Below are 18,135 nucleotides of genomic sequence, written 5' to 3' on the forward strand. Positions count from 1 at the left end.
TACGAGCCTGACTTGCTTCCGGAAGGAGTAGGAGGCCGGTGTTCAGGGTCCCCGGCGAACGGTGGCGAAGTCGATGTTGCCCGGCGGGTACACGGGACGCAGACCAAGGTCCTTCAGACCCTTCGCGTGGACAACCACATCGTTGACGTCGACAAGCGGGATGACGATGCCGGCATCGAAATACATCTGGCCCGCTCTCTCATAGAGAGCGTTGCGCTCCTTGACGTCGGTTAACTTCCCGGCCTCGTCCACGATGGCATCGGCTTCCGGCAGCACCCGGCCAAAAAAGTTGAGGGCTCCGCCTTTGGCGAAGAACACCTTTGCCTGGCTCTCCGGATGGGCGGCGTCCGGGCCTGCGATCGTGAGAAGCAAATCCGGAGGATTTGGGTCGTCCTTCAAGGTGTAGGCAGCGCCGGAGGGCAGCACGTACGCTGTTGCCTTTACGCCGATCAAGGACAACTGCGCTATCATCAGATCGGCGATGCGGCCATAGCTCGGGGCGGTGCTATAGAGGCCAATGGTCAAGTTCATCGTGCCATGTCTGGCGATTGTGGCTTTCGCTGCTCCGAAGTCAGTCGGGAACCGGATCGGATTCACCGGGTCGAGCATCACGTTTGGATAAACCGACCTCGACACGCTTGCGAACTCTCCAAAGGCGTCCTTGACCCAGAGCGCAGGGTTGATCGCGGTCAATACCGCCTTGCGAACCTCCGCATCGTCGAGCGGCGAGTTCGGTTTGACGAAAAGATAATACGGTATCATGCTCGCGGCGGCTGTGATCTCCAGATCTCCCGGCAAGCTGGTGAGTTGCTCGAACGGATAGTCGATCGGCACGGCATCGATGGTCCCGGCCTTCAGTTGAAGTATCTGCTGGCTGATATCGGGCACGACCGAAATCTGGATCTGCCGGAAAAAAGGCTTATTGCCCCAGTAGTCATCGTTGCGTTCGAGCACGTAGCGCTCGCCTCGCTTGAACTCGGCGAGCTTGAATGGACCGGTGCCCACAGCGTGCTCGTTGAGCCAAGTCTTGGCGAAATCGCCGTTATCGTGCTCGGCGAGTGCCTTCGGGCTAATAACCTTCGGTCCCCACGGACTGGAAAGGGCATCGAGGAGCGAAGGCTGGGGATGGCCAAGCGTGAGCACGACCGTCGAATCGCCCGTCGCCCTCATATCCTTCACGTTGGCAAGGAAGTAGCTCAGGCTCAGCCCACGATCGCGTCTGCGTTCGAACGATTTTACGACCGCCGCCGCATTGAAGGGTGTGCCATCGTGGAACTTGACACCGTCGACCAGGTGGAAGGTGTAAGTCAGCCCGTCATCAGAGATCTCCCAACTTTTAGCGAGCAGACCAACGATCTTGATAGAACCCGGCTCGTACTCGACGAGACCTTCGTAGACGTTGTCGATTGCGCTCATCGCGCCGATCTCAAACCCGTTGTCAGGATCGAACGTGCCTATGTCGGCCACGTAGGGTATGCGGAGTGCCCCATCAGCGTGACCTAGCCCCACTGAAAACAGCAAACCGAACACGACCAGCAGCACGCGCGGACAGATGCTGAGGTTGCCGGATCGTTTGTTTGGGTAGGCGTATAACAGCATGAGCGTTCCCGTTGGCTCGGTCTCTCAACGACGACAGCAAGGCCGCCCGCAACCGACGCAATGGCCAACGAGGCGGCTCTGGTCCTTGTGAACCCGCAGGGCGCCGATCCCATGACCGTTTTTCAGTCGTTGATCGCTATCCTCGCGGTTGTAACCAAGCGGTGCACCGCCCAGACGGTACTACTGCCGGTCGGTCGTGGTCTATTGAGTCGCGGGCACTGGTTACCCTATGCCTAGGGATAGGATGCCGGCACGTTCCAGGAACGCCCATCGCTCTCAAAATCAGGCTTGGCTTGCTGGTTCGCGGACCGGGCTGTGCGTAGGCATAGTCCGCCTATTCGGCAGATGCTCCATGCCTTAGCGGTCGTGGCTCTATTTGGCCTTCCGTCCGCCATTCCGCTTCCGTCGGCGTCCCGCGCCTGACCCAACTGGCAAGTTCGATTGCGCAGTGGTTCGGTTCTACAATCCGAGACATAAGCCGACAGAACCAGCAATCGAGATGTCGTTCGGCAATGCGAGCGCACAATGTCTGGCCTCGCGGGCCACCGGACATGCGATTCAATGCGCGCGAAACGTCGCCAAGGGTCGTCATTGCGAGATCCCAGAAATTGGCGACGACACGCGATCCTGATGGGAGATGAAGGTTGGCAGGTCGGCGTTCACCTGATCCTGGTGCATGGTTGTGATGCCACGCGGCGCCTCTTGGCGGTTGATATTTCTCTGCGTTCTTGATCAGCCTCGCCAACTTTACCCGCGCGTCCTTGAAGAACAGGATCTGGTCGCCATCGCTGCAACTCGACGACGCCACATCGCGGCGGGATGCCCCAATGGGGAAGAGTCCATCCTTATTCATCGTATCCATCCATGATGTGGCCTTTGAACATCCGGCTCACCATCACGACCGTCGAATCGACCAGCGCCGTCGCATCGGGGGACGGGCGAAGGAACGAGCGAACTCGGCGGTCGTGATGGCTTGCGAGGAGGATGCGCCGATCCGGGCCGCGAACCTATTCTACGGAAGCATCTCTCATGCAATGCCAAGGTACAGGACGGGCATGCCGATATGTCCGGAGGTGTTCGCGGTGAAAAGATTAGACCTATAGTGCACTGTATCGGCCGACCTGCGTTTCTTGCGGACCAAGTCCGACAGCCGTGACATGTGCGCAAGTTTGAGTGAGACTTGCCATCATCGCGATGAACGCGGCCAGTCCCCCGGTAGTGGCGGCGGCAGGATATGCCAGCCGATGACCCAGGCGAATTGCAGCCTCGACAGGAATGCAGTCCGTAGCTGGACTCCCGAGAATTCGACGAGCCAGATGTTAGACTGCTAGGGACGGGTCCTTGCTCGGCTGACGTTGCCGCCTCAGGCTACTTCCTGAAATTTTTGCGGACCTGGCGAAGGTCGTGAACCAACGCATCGCGGAATCCTTTGGACATATGGCGATGGCCAAAGCTTCATGGATCGGCCTATGCCAGAGTCTAGGTCGCACGGGCTTCGCGCATCGGCGCGGGCAGTGTTTCCCATGCCCGGATCAACTCGCCGATGGAAGCGGCCTCCATCTTGCGCATGACATTGCCCCGATGCAGCTTGACCGTCACCTCACTGATGCCGAGGTCGAAGGCGATCTGCTTATTGAGGCGCCCGCGCGCGACTTCATGCAGAACCTCGCGCTCGCGTGGCGTCAGCGCCTCGACGTGCTCGATGTTGCGCTTGACGACAACGGCTTGCGCCCGCCGCGAAGCGTCCATCGCGATGCCGGCGATCACGGCATCAAGCAGCGTTTGATCCCGCACTGGCTTGGTGAGAAAATCCACGGCGCCGGCCTTCATTGCTTGGACAGTCATCGGAATGTCGCCATGCCCGGTCAGAAAGATGATGGGCTTAGGGTTTCCGCTTTTCGCAAGATGACGCTGCAGATCGAGACCGCTCGTCCCCGGCATACGCACATCAAGGATCAGGCAGCCGGGGTTGTCCAGTATCTCGGCGTCGAGCAATTCGTGAGTCGAGGCAAAGCAGACCGGCCGAAGACCCGCCGACAGGACCAATTCGTATAGCGCCTCTCGAACGGCCGCGTCATCATCGACAATCATGACGAGCGGCTGCTCGCCTTCATTTCCCTGCTGGCGCGATAACGGCGCCGATTTCCCTAAGAACGGCTGGTCAACTCTCATGTCTATCCTCCGTTTTTTTTGTCGCGTAATGCGGCGCCGACGGCCGCAAGCAGGGCCTGGCCGTCAAAAGGCTTGCGGAAAAACTCGTTGATGCCCCTGGCGCGAATCTGATCCGCTATCTCGTGGCGTCCGGTGATCAGGAAGACCGGTAGCTCCGGGCGCGCCTGCTTAGCCAAGTCACGTAGTTCAAAGCCATCCGTACCAGGCATTCCGATGTCCGTAATGAGCAGATCTAAGCCCGACAGCCCGGCGATGAGCAGCGATCTTGCCGACGAGAAGCTGCGGGCCACATAGCCCGCGGACTCCAGGAGATCCTCAAGCGACTCAAGCAGCCTTGGATCGTCATCGACTATCGCCACGACAGGTCCACACTTGTTCACACTCAGCTCCCTCCCGCTCGGCGCGAGTGAGTGATCGGTATTTCCAATCGTTCCGCTATACGCACGAGATCGGCCAGCGACGCCGCCACCATTTTCTGCATCACATTCCTTCTGTGGATTTGTAGCGTGACCTCGCTGATTCCCAGCTCAGCTGCTGCCTGCTTGTTAAGAAGACCGCTCACCACGAGCGGCAACACCTCACGTTCGCGCGGCGTCAGGTCGAGATAGCGTTGCCTCAGCATGCCGAATTCGGCGCGCTCTGATCTCTTGCCGCGATCGAGGTTGATCGCCGCATGGATTGCAGCCATCAGGTCCGCATCACTGAAAGGCTTCGTCAGGAAGTCCACGGCGCCGTGCTTGATGGCACGCACCGAGGACGGGATGTCGCCATGTCCAGTTATGAAAACGATCGGTGCATGATCCGCTTCCGCGATCTGCCCTTGCAGATCGAGGCCATTGATATCCGGCAACTCAACATCAAGGATGAGGCAGGCTGGGACGTTCGGCTTGTCGGCGATCACATAATCCCTGGCCGATCCGAACGCGACGGAGCGCATGTCGTGTGAGGCCAGCAACTCTACGAGAGCTTCCCGAATGCGCGCATCGTCGTCCACGATGAACACGATTTGGTCATCCGTCGTCATGCCGCCACTTTCGCTTCAACCGGCAAGGTAAAGATGAACTTAGCGCCGTGCGGCTCGTTCTTCTCGACCCACAAGCGCCCGCCGTGCGACTCGACGATCGATCGGCAGATCGCCAAGCCCATACCCATCCCATGTTGTTTCGTCGTAAAAAACGGCTCGAAGATCTTGTCCGGGAACTCGATGCCCCAGCCGCGATCACTAATCTCGGTTTGGATCGCATTCCCAATCCGGCGCACGCGCACACCGAGAACCCTGGCGTGCCCAGTGGAATCCATTGCTTCGGTGGCGTTGCGCATCAGATTAATCAGCACCTGCTGAATCTGGATACGATCGAGCGCCACGAGCGGAAGATCCCGCTCGATATCTGTATCGAGGCGGACACGATGCCGCGCCGCCTCCTCGGCCATAAGATCCAGCGCTTCGGCTATCACACCGTTGAGCGCCATGGAACTCCGCGTCTCGGCGGATGACTTGAACAAGGCTCGGATGCGGCTAACAACGTCGGCGGCGGCATTTGCATCGCGGATGATCCGCTCGACCGTTTTCTGCGCCCGCTCGATGTTTGGCGGTTCCGCCATAAGCCATCGCTGGCACGCGTACGAGTTAGCCACCACAGCCGCCAAGGGTTGATTGACCTCATGCGCGATCGAGGCTGAGAGCTCGGCGAGGCTCGCCGCCTGGCTCGCGCGGGCGAGGCTCTCTCGCGCCAAACGCAACTCTTCTTGCGCGCGAACCTCGCTATCGATGTCCAGGCAGATCACGTTCCACTGCACAATGGCACCTTCGGCGTTGCGCATCGGCGCGGCACGCGTCTCGACCCAACGATATTCGCCGTCGAAACGCCTCAGGCGGTGCTTGCGCGCGTACGGCTCGCCAGTGGACAACGAATGGGCATATCTGTCTTTGACACCCGCTAGGTCGTCGGGATGAACACCCGCATCGAGTGTACCGGCCAACCGGGACTTTCCACTTCCGTCCAGTTCTTCAAGGGGATAGCCGAGGAATTCGCGGAGCTGCTGGCTGCGATATCTTGGCTCGCCATCTGGCGCGGCGCAATCGATCATTGCCGGTAGCGTTTCAACGAGCTGCCAGAGAGAGCGTTCTCTTTCGTGTAACGCCTCCTCAATGCGCAGCTGATCGTCGATGTCATGCGAGAGCCCGTACCACTGGGCGATGCGCCCCCTCTCATCCCGCAACGGCTCCGCGGTGCCTTCCACCCAGCGAAAGACGCCGTCCGCACGCCGCAGGCGATACTTCTTGGTGAAGCGTTCGCCGGTGACGAAAGAATGGTTGAGCGCTTCCTTAAGGCTGGTTGCATCATCGGGATGGACCGCAGCTTCCATGAAGGCCGCCAGCCGGCTCATGCCCGGCTTGTCAGCATCTGCTGTGTCCAGGCCGAGATAATTTATCAGGCGCTTGTTGAAGAACGTCGGTTCCCCCTCCGGACTCAACCGCCAGAGCAGGCTCGGAACCATATCCACGAGTTGCGAGAGTTCCCGCTCCCGCTCGCGCAGCGCTTCCTGTGCGCGCATCTCATCGTCGATGTCGATGGAAACTACGTACCATTGCACGATCGCTTCGCTTTGATCTCGCAGCGGTTCCCCGCGGCCATCAACCCAGCGATATACGCCGTCCGCACGGCGCATACGATATTTCGCGGAGAACGGCTCTCCGGTGGCGAAGGCGTGGCGGGCCGTCTCCAGCAGGCTGGCCGCATCATCGGGATGGACGAGGGTCCATATGATTGCAGCTAGCCGGCTCATGCCCGGCTTGTCCAAAGCCGCCACGTCGTCCAGGCCGAAAAAGTCTAGCAAGCGCTTGTTGAAGAAGGTCGGCTCGCCGTCGGGATTCATACGCCTGATCTGGACCGGCACCATGTCGACGAGCTGCGAGAGCTCGCGCTCCCGATCGCGCAACGCCTCTTGCGCGCGCACTTCGTCGTCAATGTCGAGAGAAACTCCGTACCATTGCACAACCGCTCCGTTTTCATCACGCCGAGGCTCCAACCTACACTCCGCCCAGCGATAGGTGCCATCCTTCTCACGCCAACGAAACCTCATCGCGGAGCCGCCGCCAGTGTCGAAACAATTCCGCAACGTACGTTGCACCTCGGGAGCATCCCCGGGGTGGATCAGCTCTTGCAGCAATTCTTCGATGCGGGGCGCCTCGCGAGCTTCGAAGTTCGCGATGACCGAGCGGAAATGGTCCTGGTATCGCTTATTGAAGTAGACCGGCCCACCCGAGGGCGTCGCACTCCAGATACGGATAGGCACGGCGTCGACCATCTCTTGGAGCTGCCGCTCGCTCCGTCGCAGCGCCTCTTCGGCCTGCACTTGATCGTCTATATCATGGCACAAACCGTACCACTGGACGATGCGTCCTTGCTGGTCCCGCAGCGGGTCCGCGCGGCTCGACATCCAATGGTAGACGCCGTCGGCGCGACGCAGGCGATATCGCATCGCGAAGTTCTCCCCGGTGTCAAGGCAGCGACGGAGCGAACCGCCGAACGCTGCTGTGTCGTCTGGATGGACTGTCTCCATAACCGCTTCGAGCCTGCTCATCTCAGGCTTGTCCAAGTCAGCGACATTCAGGCCGAGGAAATCGACCATTCGCTTATTGAAGAAAGTCGGCTCGCCTTCGGGCGTCAGTCGCCAAACATGACTCGGGATCATGTCCACGAGCAGCGAGAGTTCGCGCTCCCGGTCGCGCAGCGCCTCCACGCTTTCACGTAATGTGAGCAGCGTCAGCTGGTGCTGTCGCGATATGGCGGCCACGATGAGCGCTGAAAATGCCGAGATCCCTAGGAAAAGCTGCAGCATGATCTGGTTGTGCTTCAAGGTGGCCGGATCACCGGCAAATTCGCCCGCGCCGAAGACTGTGAATACCGCTGTGATCAGGGCAAGGACAGTCAAGGCGACAGCGGCGCCCTTGAATTCGAAGCGCACCGCGGCCCAAAGAAGCGGCGGCATCATAATGTACGCGAAGGGCAAGTAACCGCTCAGGGAAAGTGCGGCGACACCCAGAAAGATTAGCCCTAGAACGCAAACTTCCATCCATCGAGCCGCCGAAAGGTGCCCCCCGGCTCGCCAGTTTTGGAACACAACCAACGCAAGGGGCGCTACGATCAGAGCCCCGGTGGCGTCCCCAATCCACCATAGAGGCCAAGCCCCCGTGAAGGTTTGTGATTGCATGTCAAACCAGGCAAGTGTGGCGCTTCCTACCGTCGCGCTTATTACTGGCGCAATTCCAGCAGCAAGCACGACGAATGCGAGAACATCCCGCAGGCTTTCCAGTTCCCCTAGCCGCTTGCTTGTCCCGCTCACGAGCCAAGCCCCGACCATCGCCTCAAAAGCGTTGCCGCTATAGATCAGCAAGGCCGCTGGCAAAGGACTGTGGAACCACACGAAATTGCTGAACAGTTCAGCCAGACAGCCTACCATCACCCACCACGGCCAGCTGTATCTGGAGGTGAGGACAAGCGTAGCAATAAAAAGCCCGCTGGGCGGCCAAATGGAAATACCTGTTCCAGGTACGATTGCGAGCAACTGAGCAAATCCGCAGCCTAGGACATAAGCCGCGAAAAAAAGTCCCAAATACAATAATTTGGGACGGTGCGACCAGACGCGCATCATCGGCTTCTCCTGCCTGGCATCGACGGCGTAAGGACCGTCAGCGCTGGTATACCACCAAATCTGGGCTCGCGAATTCACACCTCATCCTAGTACCCCCGTGCCAAAGCTGCATCCTATGGAAATCCATGCATTGCACGCTAGGGACACACATCAGCGAATTGCTCTCTGGTAGCGTTCGGGGTTCCCTGCTGATAGGAGCGCGAATTCCTATACCTTTATCGCGACAATCGCAGACTTGAGCCAAGATTTGAACGGACACTTTCCCGTCCGCTCAGCGGCCCCCGGGCTCATCAATCTCGTCGATTGGGGCAACTCAGTGGGCGCCGCCGGCTGCAATGTGGCCGGGCTTCTTCAGCAGCAGGACCGCCGCCAACGCGATCGTCAAGCTAACGCCAAGCAGGAAGAACGTGTCGTTGAAGGCCATGACGTAGGCCTGCTGGCGGACTCTAAGCGCGATCGCAAGAACTGCTTTTTGTGCGGCGAGTGCGTGGTCGTCGACACCATGCGAGAGGAAGTAAGCCGTGAGCCGCGCGATGCGGACGCGGGTTGCCTCCTGAAACACCGATACCGATTGGACCAGCACGTTCGAATGGTACTGCTCGCGTTTGGTCAGGAAGGTCTGCAGCAGTGCGATGCCGACGGCGCCGCCGAGATTGCGGGTCATGTTGAAAAGGGCCGAGGCCGAGCCGGCATTCTCATTCTCGATGCCTGCTGTGGCGATCGCCGAAAGCGGTGCCAATATAAGGGCCTGGCCGATAGCGCGCACGATGTTCGGCCAGAACAGCTGGTCGCTGGCATATGCTCCGCTCATATGGATGTTCATGAAGTTGGACGCGGCAAACAGGGCAAAGCCGAACGCGATGACGAGGCGGATGTCGAAGCGCTTCATGAGACTAGGCACCAGCGGGATCAGCACGAGCTGAGGCAGGCCGGTCCAGGCAAGCACCATGCCGATCTGTTCGGAATTGTACCCCTGAATACGGGCGAGGTAGACTGGCACGATGAAGACCGAACCGTAGAGCGCGACGCCGAGCAGGAAGTTGGCGAGGATGCCGAACCCGAAGTTGCGGCGGACCAGCAGCCTGAGGTTCAACAGCGGGTGGCTCGAAGTGAGCTCAATCCAGACGAAGACCGCCAACGACACGGCCGCGATGATCGCCAGGCGTGCGATAAAGGGCGAGCCGAACCAGTCGTCCTTGTTGCCTTCCTCCAGCACCGTCTGCAGCGCGGCGAGCCCTAGGGCCATTGTGGCGATGCCCGACCAGTCGCCTTTGCCGAGAAGGCCAAGCTGCATCGGCTGGCGGTCGAGCGAGAACCACAGCATGCCGACCATGACCGCACCGGGCACCAGGTTGACGTAGAAGATGTACTGCCAGCCCCAGTTTTCGGTGAGATAGCCGCCGATAGTTGGGCCAATCGCCGGCGCGAATGTTGCCGACAGTGCGAACAGCGCCAAGCCGATCGGCTGCTTGGCTTTCGGTAGCAGTGTGATGACGATGGTGAAGGCGAGCGGGATGAGCACGCCGCCGGTAAAACCCTGGATCGCTCTCAAAACGATCATTTGACCGAGGTTCGCGGCGAAGGCGCAGGTGACCGAGAACGTGAGGAACAGCACCGCATTGGTGATCAGATAGGTGCGCAGCGAAAAGACCTGGGACAGCCAGCCGGTCAACGGGATCACCACAATTTCGGCGATGAGGTAGGACGTCGAGATCCAGCCGCCGTCGTCGATGCCGGCCCCAATCGCCCCCTGGATGTCCGCAAGCGAAGCATTGACGATCTGGATGTTGAGTACGGCCATGAATGCGCCAAGGGCAGAACCGACCACCGCCACCCAGACCTTCGCCGAACTGGCGGCACCAGCAGTCGCCGCGGCGTTTTGGGCGCGGGCCGCGGTTGGGGGTGACGAAACAACGGCGGTCATGGTTGCGGCTCCTTGAGCGGATGGATCAATGGGTCCGATAGGCCGTGTCGATCATCACGCGAACGGTGCAGAGGGTGTCAGCCCGCGGAGTCGGTTGGCGTTTCTGGTAAGCTCGGCCGGGCTCGGAGCACTCGGACCTTTTCTACCGAGTGCCGACAGCGGCAGCCTCTTGGTTCCGGGCGAGTATATTGGTCTGGGCGAACTCTCTTTTTTCAGCCAGCACGGTCGCCTTGGTGTCAATCGTCGGCTCGACAGACATGCCAGCTCTGAGCAGCCCACCGAACTCGTGATTGTCGACAGCGATTCTCACCGGGATGCGTTGTACGATCTTGGTGAAGTTACCTGTTGCGTTGTCGGGCGGCAGTAGCGCGAACTCCAGGCCGCTCGCCGGTGACAGACTGTCGACGTGCCCCTTCAGTTGGACGTCCGGGAGGCCGTCGACGGTAACGTGCACCGGCTGACCGTCGCGCACATGAGCGAGCTGCGTCTCCTTGAAGTTGGCGACGATGTAGACGGCATCCATAGGCACGACGGCCATCAGTTGCGTACCTGATCCCACATATTGCCCGATCCTAAGCGTGCGCGCGCCGACGGTGCCGTCAACCGGTGCCGTGATCGTAGCGTAAGAAAGGTTAAGCCGGGCCTGCTCCGCGGCTGCCTCGGCACGGTCCTTTTGGGCCACGGCACTGTCGCGCTCGGTGGCGAGCACGTTGATCTTGGCCTGCGCGGCTGCCACCGAAGCCTCGTCGCGCTGCAGGCTGGCGACGAGCTGGTCAGCTTGGGCGCGGCTTGCTTGCGCCTTCTGGGCAGTGCCGGTGCCGCTTTTTGCCAGCGTCGTATAGCGGTCGGCATCGGCGCTAGCGAACGTCAGCGAGGCCTGCGTTGCGGCGACGGTCGCCTTTGCCTGCTCGATCAGCGAATGCTGGAGCGCAATCTGTGCGTCGAGGTTACGCACGGCCGCCTCGGCGGCCTTGACCTCAGCATCCGCCTGGGCAAGCGCGGCACGGAAGTCGCGATCGTCAATGCGGGCAAGAATCTGCCCGGCCTCGACCGCCTGATTATCATGCACCAGCACGGCGGCGATGTACCCCGATATCTTCGGCGCCACAGTTGTGTAGTCGGCCTTCAGATAGGCGTCGTCGGTCGACACCAGGTACTGGCCCTCGGTCCAGTAACCGTAGCCCCAATAACCTGCCGCAGTTGCGGTGGCCAGAAGCACTGTCGCGATTGCGATCCGCTTGAAGCGACGGCGCCTGGACACAGACGCGACGGCGTCGTCGGGAGTAGCCTTCGTGGAAACCGGCAAGCCGCCTGGCTGTTCCGCAGAGGGCCGAGCCGGTTGCTCGACGAAGGCCGCCGGCTGCTGCTGAAGCACCGCCTCGGGTGCGTTGGGGAAGCTGGTGGTTGCAGGCATCTCGGACATCTCATTCGTCCCTGGCGTTCATGGTGCTTTTCACAAGGGTTGGGGTTGGAGCGGCGATACTGCCCAAGAGGGTCTGATACGCCTATCCTTCAGAGTCATGACGCCTGCCTCGCGACAATGTTGGCGCGGCGCGAATATGCCGGTCCTTCGCCTCGAATGCAGTGGAGATCGGGTTTGAAGAATGGCGAAAATGAATTCGCGGGCCGCGCATGCCAGCGGCATGGATCGTGACACTGCAACGACCGCTGGACGATTGCTGGCGCGGCCAGATAGGCGCGGTGCGACGGCATTCCAATGAGACTGCGCATTGCTTTCCTCCGTCAAAGCTGTGTAGCCAGTGGGGAACAGAGTGCCCCTCGCTGGAAAATAGGAAGCCGGACAGGTAAGACGCTCGCCTGCCTCTTCGTCGGCTGCAGAGAGAAACCGGAAAAACCCCTGCACTCGTTATCCCTGTCTCGTCCGGTTGACACGGCTCGAAATATATTTTGAAAAAATCCGATGAAAAAAGCATCTGTTCCAACGTACAGGATTTGCAATCAAAACCGACAGCGACGCTATTTTATTTGTATAGATTGATACTATTGGAAGTCTCTGGAAAAAATGCTTCTCGTTACGAATAATTGTTCCGGCCAAAGGCTTGGTAGCCGATCCATTACTTTGGCGAAGGCGCGGCGCCCGCAACAGATACGTCAGGCCCGTCAAAGCGTCGTTGAGCGCGATGTCGTTCTGTCGAAGGGGATTTCCTCCTGGCGCGGCAGACAGTCTGCCAAATCGGCATGTGTTCCTGATGCCGGTCTAGGCGGCGCACGTCTAGATGCATGCCGCGCATTCGGTTCGGCGCGCCGACGCATAGCGAACCGCGCAGTTGCGCCAACACGCGCGCTCGGCCGATCTCCCGGACGCTAAGCGTTGAACACTGCACGGCGATAGCTAGCGATATCCAACCCCGGTGACGTAGTTGAAGAGCATTTGCTCCTCCACCTCTTCCTCGCGGAAAAGAGCTCTCATCGCATCGCGTATGTCCAATACGCCGATAGGCTTTGCGCCGACGTCGAGCACGGGGAGGTTTTGCAGGCTTCGCGAAGCCATGGTCTGGTAGACGGTGTGGAGATCATCCTGCGGACCGCATGACACGATTGGGCTGGTCATGAGGGCCGATGCCGGCGGCGCTGGCGATTCCCGGCTGCTGAGGTGGCGGATGAGGTCGGATTTGCTTAGAACTCCCGCCGCCGCTCCATTGTCGTCGCACACAACGACAAGGCCAATGCCGGGCTTCGAAAGTGACAAGGCGGCGGCTTGCACCGCCGCATTGCCGTCGATCACCATCAGGCGAGCTTTCGTCATCGCGTTGAGTTGTTCGATCTGCATCAAAAGGCCTCCGAAAGATCGCCTTGTTATGTCGAGCTCACTTTTCGACTGTGGTCAGGTTGGTGTCGTTCGTATCGACAACGAATACGGCAAGCATGCGCGCGGGTTCCGTCTTGCTGGCATTCTCCTCGAAGGTGTGGTGATCACCTGGAAACTCAGAAAAATTTTCGCCGGCGCGATATGTCTTCACCGGACCGTGGTTGACCTGGGTGTTGATTACTCCCTCCAGGACCGTGGCATAGATGAAAGCCGACTTTGCGTGGGTATGCGCCTGGGAACTTCCGCCAGGCCCATATTCGACGAGCACGCCCTTGATGCTCTTGCCTGGTACATTGGGCAGAGGCTGGTCGTAGACCAGCGTGGCCTTGGGACCGTGCGAATCGTCAGCCAGGGCGGCGGTGACGGAGATGCCTGCGACGGCAGCGATGAAAAGGGTCGTTCTGATCATTGTCTTAGCTCCTGTTTGTGAAGGGGGATCGCCGGCCGATGGGAGGGCCGGCCGGCGATCAGGCTCTCGCTGGGGGGACGCGGCGCGAGCCTACGACCTGATGAAAGCGAGCAGGTCGGGATTCACGGTGTCGGCATGGGTCGTGCACATCCCGTGTGGGAATTTCTCGTAGACCTTGAGTGTCCCGCTCTTCAGGAGCTTCGCCGACAACAGTGCCGAGTCTGCGATCGGAACGATCTGATCGTCATCGCCGTGCATCACGAGCGTCGGCACACCGATGGCCCTGAGATCTTCGGTGAAGTCGGTCTCCGAAAAGGCCTTGATACCGTCATACTGCGCTTTGGCGCCGCCCATCATCGCCTGCCGCCACCAGTTTTCGATGACACCAGGAATTGGCTTCGCGCCCGGCCGGTTGAACCCGTAAAAAGGACCGCTAGCGAAATCGAGAAAGAACTGCGCCCGATTGCCGGCGAGCGCCTTGCGCAAGCCGTCGAAAACTTCGATTGGCAGGCCACCTGGATTGGCACGGGTCTTCACCACGATTGGCGGCACGGCGCCGATAAGCACGAGCTTCGCGACACGGCCCTGACGCTGACCGTGCTGCGCGACGTAGTGGGTAGCTTCGCCACCGCCGGTGGAGTGACCGATATGGATCGCATTTCGCAAGTCGAGATGCTCGATCACGGCGGCGGCATCGGCGGCGTAGTGATCCATGTCATGACCTTCGCTCACCTGTGCCGAGCGGCCATGACCGCGCCGGTCATGGGCGATGACGCGGTAACCCTTGCCAAGAAAATAGAGCATTTGCGCATCCCAATCGTCGCCGCTCAAGGGCCACCCGTGGTGGAATACGATCGGCTGGGCATCCTTGGCGCCCCAATCCTTGAAGTAGATTTCCGTGCCGTCACTTGAGTTGATCACGCCCATTATCGTTGTTCCCTTATTTGCTTTGGAAGATGAAAGACTTGGTGGTCCGGCGCCTGGGCGCGCACGGTTCGTGACGGGCCGGCCGCGACCGTGGCGGCAAAAACGCGCAACGCGACATCGCGACGGGACGCCGGGCGAACCAAATCGTCTTCGATGTCGCCTACATCGCTGGGGCGATGTTCATTCTGATCGCGCAGTACCAGTTTGCCGTTACTCCTGCGGCCGTGCATGACGGTCGTACGGTCTGCTTTGGCCATGTAGCGGCCTTCATTCAGATTTTCGATGTAATGCTCAGCCTCCCAACCTTCGATCCAAGGTCCGGCGACGTCCTTTTCGTCGTTGTAGACGTAAAAGCCCGTGAGGCCGTTTGCCATCGCTTGCTCTTTGACGTGGTATGCCATCCGATTGTCTTCTTTCTTGTTTACCGGAATGTTGTACTGCTGCTAATTTTAGCTCGAAGGACGCGATATCGAGGACGCGCGCCCAGCACATCAATGCCGCTGCAGCGGGGCGTTCTTGAACCAATCTTCGAAACGCGTTGTACCGAGGCGCGGATGGTCGCCTGGCACGAGCGAGCGGTCGTCCAGCCGCGTGCCAAAATATTGCGCGTTCGGATCCGCGTTTACTTTGCGCGGATCGTTCGTCGCTTTCAGAAACCGCGCGACCAACTCGCTCATGCGGATCGGTTCCGGGCCTGCGATCTCGATCACACCGTCGACCGGCGGCGAGAGCGCGACATCGGTCATGATTTCCGCGACGTCGCCAGACGCGATTGGCTGAAAATAGGCACTCGAAACTGTTGTGATGTCCCCGACCGTTCCTGACTGGGCGATGCCGCCCAGAAACTCGAAAAACTGCGTGGAGTGGACGATGGTGTAGGGGATGCCGGAACCTCGGATGAGCTTTTCCTGAGCCATCTTCGCGCGCATATAGCCGCTCTCGGGCAAACGCTCGGCGCCGACGATCGAAAGGGCGATGTGGTGCTTCACACCCGCTTCCTTCTCGGCTGCGAGCAAGTTGCGGCCCGAAGTCTCGAAGAACTCCAGAACAGCCTTGTCTTCAAAGGACGGCGAATTCGCCAGGTCGATGACGGTCTGCGCTCCGGCGAGCGTTTCGGCGAGGCCCTCGCCGGTGATCGTGTTGACGCCGCCTTTTGGTGACGCGGCGACTACTTCATGGCCCTTCCTACGCAGCCTCTCGACTGTCTTCGAGCCGATCAGCCCAGTGCCACCAATAACCACGATCTTCATGACGAAACCTCCTCGTTCGTGTTTCAGGACTGTCTGATCGGGCGGCCAAGGGCCCGTCGCGTCAGCTGTCTTCGTTCCAGACAATGCATCAGGGCTGCATGTCGGGGCTATCGAACGGAGGCATCGACCATGCGATGCGAAGGTCTAGGATAGATGCTTCCCTGGATTGGGGTCTTTAGTCAGCAAGGAGACAGTGAGTTGCGTTCTAGCCAAGCCGGCATGCTGGCAGCGAGCAGTACGGGGCCGCATTCAGGAAGCCAGGACGGCAGTGGGGCTTTCGTCAGCGGAAAAATTGAACTCTTCGACCGAGGCGCAATGCGATGCTGCCTTGCGCGCCGTGGCAAAACCTGGGTCGGCTTCGGGTCAAACTTTCCCGCCCCCCACTGCTCTTGGCAGCACGGATACAGCTCGGATGCTCAACACTGTAGAGAATATTGCGGGGTTCCGCGTGCGGGCACGGTTGTGCTGCAGCGAGCCGAATCCTCGCGCTCTTTGCAGAGCGGCGGCACCTGTCTACCTATTTGTCAACGAAAGCCTGCGGCGGCCAAGTCAGGATGGCGAGGACAGCGCACAGCCGTCGCAGGACTGCGCACGCGCGCAACCGAGCGCCTCATCGATGAGGCGGCGGACAGTGCGCGCGCAACGGCCGCACTTGGGGCTGCAACCAAGACAGCCATAGACATGACTGATCGAACGTGTCCGCTCCGCCTCGACGACGGAGCGGACATCCAGATCGCTCAACACATTGCATGAACAGATGACCATGGCGATGCTTCTCGAAGGCGACCTGATCTAGGGTGGTTTGGCCCTCACCCGGCAGGCGGCTAGTAGTCCCAGACGGCCGGTACGCAACGAAAGACGTCGCCGTCAACCGCCACATGACAGACTGACGGAAACGGCAGGTGAGTGGCCACTAGAGGCTCGCGGTTCGCCGCAAGCTCCCGCATAAGACTAACGCGCACGCGCGCCGCCTCCTCGGGGTCGTGTTCGAAGCCATTGTGCCAGTCGGGATGATCGAATCCGACCTGGAACACGAGATCCCCCGCGAACGTCAGCCGGTCGCCTCCGGACGCCAGGCGGACCACGCTGTGCCCGGGGGTGTGGCCGCCAGTGCGACGAACGACTACACCCGGCGCCACTTCGTACTCCTGATCGAACGGACGCAACTGGCTGCGGTATTCGTTCGCGAACCGCTTGGCCGCCCGCCGAAGCGCATCCGGAAACCCCTCCGGCATGGAGACGCGCGAGAAATCGGGCGACTCCCAGAATTTGAGCTCAGCGGCCGCTACGTGAATCCGCAAATCCGGACGCAGCCGCTCCTTCACTCCATTGATGAGCAGGCCGCCAATGTGGTCCATATGCATGTGGGTCAGCACCACGTCGGTCACCGATGCGAGATCGATACCGGCTGCCTCCAGTCGATGGATCAACTGCCCGGCCCGCGGCAGGTGCAAGTCCGGATCCGCCCCTAGCCCAGCGTCGACGAGTATGGTCTGGTTGCCGCTGCGCACCACGACCACGTTCAGCGGCCACTCGAGCGTCTCCGGCGAGAGGAACTCGTCCTCCAGCCAGGCTGTCCGGACAGACGGGTCGACGTTGTATGCGATGGTCTGGGATGGAATTGGTAAGATTCCATCGCTGACAATCAGTACGTCAATCTCGCCGACCTTCAGTGCGTAGCGCGACGGAACAAGCTCGTCGGCTGCCGGTCGACCGGGGCGTGAAATTTCCTGCAGGCTCATGTTTGTCTCCTGTTGATCGCCTTTCCCACGGCCGCATCGGCCGCCTCCGCCGTGTCTCCCGTGGGTTGGCACTTGCCTCCATGGACGGCCGCCCGGCGTGCAGACGAGATTGCGCCGCGGTTGTCCGCGCGACTATCGAACGGAGGTATTGATCGGGCAATGCGAAGGTCCATGGCAGACGTGCTGGGTGTCGGGTGATCAGGACAAATCATATGCTGCGGTATCAGCCGTCCACTGCGTCCATGCAGTCGACTGCACGCGCGCCCTCGACAGAGCGGTCTTGCATGACTTGGGTCGGCACGCTGGTCGATCGGGCAATGTCGAGCGCGGCGAAGCGCACGGACGGACAAGTCGGCACGATTAATGACGGCGCTAAGAAACAGACACCGGCTCGACCGCACAATTCGGCCGTGGTCGCCGACTTCGGGGATGCTGGTCGGTTAGTAGACACATTCAAGTCGACCTTCCAACGACATCGTGATCCGAGCGAAAGTTGCGTCAACAACGATGTCTTTGGTCAAGCGATGCTAAACGGATCGCTTGGTCCAGCGTCTGCGTAGGGGCAAGCGCAGCTTGCGCGATGGCTTAGCCTTGCAGCACCGAGACAGGTCATCATGCACAACACC

At 60.2% G+C, this 18,135-nt stretch carries 14 protein-coding genes; all 14 read right to left on the reverse strand.

Annotated elements, in window-relative coordinates:
• Positions 1 to 42: 42 nt before the first annotated feature.
• Positions 43 to 1,599: an ABC transporter substrate-binding protein gene (locus CK227_RS00250; RefSeq protein ID WP_095770991.1), complete on the reverse strand. Its 1,557-nt coding sequence runs from the start codon at positions 1,597 to 1,599 to the stop codon at positions 43 to 45.
• A 1,479-nt stretch (positions 1,600 to 3,078) separates the two neighbouring features.
• The gene (locus tag CK227_RS00260) at positions 3,079 to 3,771 is read right to left on the reverse strand and encodes a response regulator transcription factor (RefSeq protein WP_095770993.1); all 693 of its coding nucleotides are present in this window, start codon (positions 3,769 to 3,771) and stop codon (positions 3,079 to 3,081) included.
• A 2-nt stretch (positions 3,772 to 3,773) separates the two neighbouring features.
• Complete coding sequence (locus CK227_RS00265) at positions 3,774 to 4,151, reverse strand: response regulator (RefSeq protein ID WP_095770994.1); 378 nt, start codon at positions 4,149 to 4,151, stop codon at positions 3,774 to 3,776.
• 2 nt (positions 4,152 to 4,153) lie between these two features.
• Positions 4,154 to 4,795, reverse strand: a complete 642-nt coding sequence (locus tag CK227_RS00270) for a response regulator (RefSeq protein WP_095770995.1) — start codon at positions 4,793 to 4,795, stop codon at positions 4,154 to 4,156.
• Positions 4,792 to 8,427, reverse strand: a complete 3,636-nt coding sequence (locus CK227_RS00275) for a PAS domain-containing protein (RefSeq protein ID WP_095771424.1) — start codon at positions 8,425 to 8,427, stop codon at positions 4,792 to 4,794. Before CK227_RS00275 ends, CK227_RS00270 begins: the two co-directional genes overlap by 4 nt.
• Before the next feature lie 313 nt (positions 8,428 to 8,740).
• Positions 8,741 to 10,351 (reverse strand): MDR family MFS transporter, encoded by a 1,611-nt coding sequence (locus tag CK227_RS00280; RefSeq protein ID WP_095770996.1) that lies wholly within the window; start codon positions 10,349 to 10,351, stop codon positions 8,741 to 8,743.
• Positions 10,352 to 10,493: 142 nt separating this feature from the next.
• Positions 10,494 to 11,774, reverse strand: coding sequence for an HlyD family secretion protein (locus tag CK227_RS00285; RefSeq protein WP_095770997.1), 1,281 nt, complete (start codon positions 11,772 to 11,774; stop codon positions 10,494 to 10,496).
• Positions 11,775 to 12,704: 930 nt separating this feature from the next.
• Positions 12,705 to 13,142: a CBS domain-containing protein gene (locus CK227_RS00290; protein ID WP_095770998.1), complete on the reverse strand. Its 438-nt coding sequence runs from the start codon at positions 13,140 to 13,142 to the stop codon at positions 12,705 to 12,707.
• Positions 13,143 to 13,179: 37 nt separating this feature from the next.
• Positions 13,180 to 13,590 (reverse strand): cupin domain-containing protein, encoded by a 411-nt coding sequence (locus CK227_RS00295; protein WP_095770999.1) that lies wholly within the window; start codon positions 13,588 to 13,590, stop codon positions 13,180 to 13,182.
• Between the two features lie 90 nt (positions 13,591 to 13,680).
• The gene (locus CK227_RS00300; RefSeq protein WP_095771000.1) at positions 13,681 to 14,517 is read right to left on the reverse strand and encodes an alpha/beta hydrolase; all 837 of its coding nucleotides are present in this window, start codon (positions 14,515 to 14,517) and stop codon (positions 13,681 to 13,683) included.
• Complete coding sequence (locus CK227_RS00305; RefSeq protein WP_095771001.1) at positions 14,517 to 14,918, reverse strand: hypothetical protein; 402 nt, start codon at positions 14,916 to 14,918, stop codon at positions 14,517 to 14,519. Before CK227_RS00305 ends, CK227_RS00300 begins: the two co-directional genes overlap by 1 nt.
• 90 nt (positions 14,919 to 15,008) lie before the next feature.
• On the reverse strand, positions 15,009 to 15,767 hold the full coding sequence (locus CK227_RS00310) for an SDR family oxidoreductase (protein ID WP_095771002.1): 759 nt from the start codon (positions 15,765 to 15,767) through the stop codon (positions 15,009 to 15,011).
• A 549-nt stretch (positions 15,768 to 16,316) separates the two neighbouring features.
• Entirely contained in the window at positions 16,317 to 16,532 is a 216-nt protein-coding gene (locus tag CK227_RS00315) for a (2Fe-2S)-binding protein (RefSeq protein WP_095771003.1), read from the reverse strand.
• Between the two features lie 59 nt (positions 16,533 to 16,591).
• Positions 16,592 to 17,509, reverse strand: coding sequence for an MBL fold metallo-hydrolase (locus tag CK227_RS00320; RefSeq protein WP_095771004.1), 918 nt, complete (start codon positions 17,507 to 17,509; stop codon positions 16,592 to 16,594).
• Between the last annotated feature and the right edge of the window lie 626 nt (positions 17,510 to 18,135).

Source organism: Mesorhizobium sp. WSM4308 (assembly GCF_002294905.1).
Lineage (GTDB): Bacteria > Pseudomonadota > Alphaproteobacteria > Rhizobiales > Rhizobiaceae > Mesorhizobium.

Bases quoted from the DNA above. Each gene is read 5' to 3' on its own strand.
- CK227_RS00285 (WP_095770997.1), bottom strand. From the start codon at position 11,774: ATGTCCGAGATGCCTGCAACCACCAGCTTCCCCAACGCACCCGAGGCG.
- CK227_RS00295 (WP_095770999.1), bottom strand. From the start codon at position 13,590: ATGATCAGAACGACCCTTTTCATCGCTGCCGTCGCAGGCATCTCCGTC.
- CK227_RS00320 (WP_095771004.1), bottom strand. From the start codon at position 17,509: ATGAGCCTGCAGGAAATTTCACGCCCCGGTCGACCGGCAGCCGACGAG.
- CK227_RS00310 (WP_095771002.1), bottom strand. From the start codon at position 15,767: ATGAAGATCGTGGTTATTGGTGGCACTGGGCTGATCGGCTCGAAGACA.
- CK227_RS00250 (WP_095770991.1), bottom strand. From the start codon at position 1,599: ATGCTGTTATACGCCTACCCAAACAAACGATCCGGCAACCTCAGCATC.
- CK227_RS00315 (WP_095771003.1), bottom strand. From the start codon at position 16,532: ATGGTCATCTGTTCATGCAATGTGTTGAGCGATCTGGATGTCCGCTCC.
- CK227_RS00260 (WP_095770993.1), bottom strand. From the start codon at position 3,771: ATGAGAGTTGACCAGCCGTTCTTAGGGAAATCGGCGCCGTTATCGCGC.
- CK227_RS00275 (WP_095771424.1), bottom strand. From the start codon at position 8,427: ATGATGCGCGTCTGGTCGCACCGTCCCAAATTATTGTATTTGGGACTT.
- CK227_RS00270 (WP_095770995.1), bottom strand. From the start codon at position 4,795: ATGACGACGGATGACCAAATCGTGTTCATCGTGGACGACGATGCGCGC.
- CK227_RS00280 (WP_095770996.1), bottom strand. From the start codon at position 10,351: ATGACCGCCGTTGTTTCGTCACCCCCAACCGCGGCCCGCGCCCAAAAC.
- CK227_RS00305 (WP_095771001.1), bottom strand. From the start codon at position 14,918: ATGGCATACCACGTCAAAGAGCAAGCGATGGCAAACGGCCTCACGGGC.
- CK227_RS00300 (WP_095771000.1), bottom strand. From the start codon at position 14,517: ATGGGCGTGATCAACTCAAGTGACGGCACGGAAATCTACTTCAAGGAT.
- CK227_RS00290 (WP_095770998.1), bottom strand. From the start codon at position 13,142: ATGCAGATCGAACAACTCAACGCGATGACGAAAGCTCGCCTGATGGTG.